This window comes from Vibrio sp. 378 (assembly GCF_033339435.1).
Genome location: NZ_JAWOUO010001145.1, coordinates 1 through 524 on the forward strand (window position 1 = coordinate 1; position 524 = coordinate 524).

Genomic DNA, 524 nt, shown 5'->3' on the forward strand with positions numbered 1-524 from the left:
CTGTTTGCGATTTTGACCGTAGGCGATGGCTTGGTATCGCAGATTCCTGCGCTATTTATCGCGATCACCGCTGGTATTATCGTTACGCGTGTTTCCCACGAAGACTCGGCCGACTTGGGCTCCGACATTGGCGGGCAAGTCACGGCTCAGCCTCGTGCACTGTTGATTGGTGGTGTGCTGCTGGTCTTGTTCGCTCTTATCCCTGGCTTTCCGAAAATTACATTCCTAGTGCTGGCTTTGGTGGTCGGTGGCGGCGGTTTTTACCTCTTCTATCAACAGAAAAAGCAAACCGAATCTGAAAGCAGCGATCTGCCGAGCTTTGTCGCGCAGGGAGCGGGTTCTCCTGCCGCAAAACCCAGTAAACCAACGCCGTCTCGTGGTAGCAAAGGCAAATTGGGCGAGCAAGAAGAGTTCGCGATGACAGTGCCACTGCTTATCGATCTGGATTCAAGCCTACAAGAAAGCCTAGAAGCCGTCGCACTGAACGACGAACTCGCCAGAGTAAGACGCGCGTTGTATCTCGA

The 524-nt window shown here is 53.4% G+C and carries 1 protein-coding gene; it reads left to right on the forward strand.

Annotated elements, in window-relative coordinates; all coding sequences use genetic code 11:
* A partial coding sequence (locus R7Q48_RS30850; protein WP_318134222.1) for an FHIPEP family type III secretion protein occupies positions 1–524 on the forward strand: 524 nt, incomplete at both ends.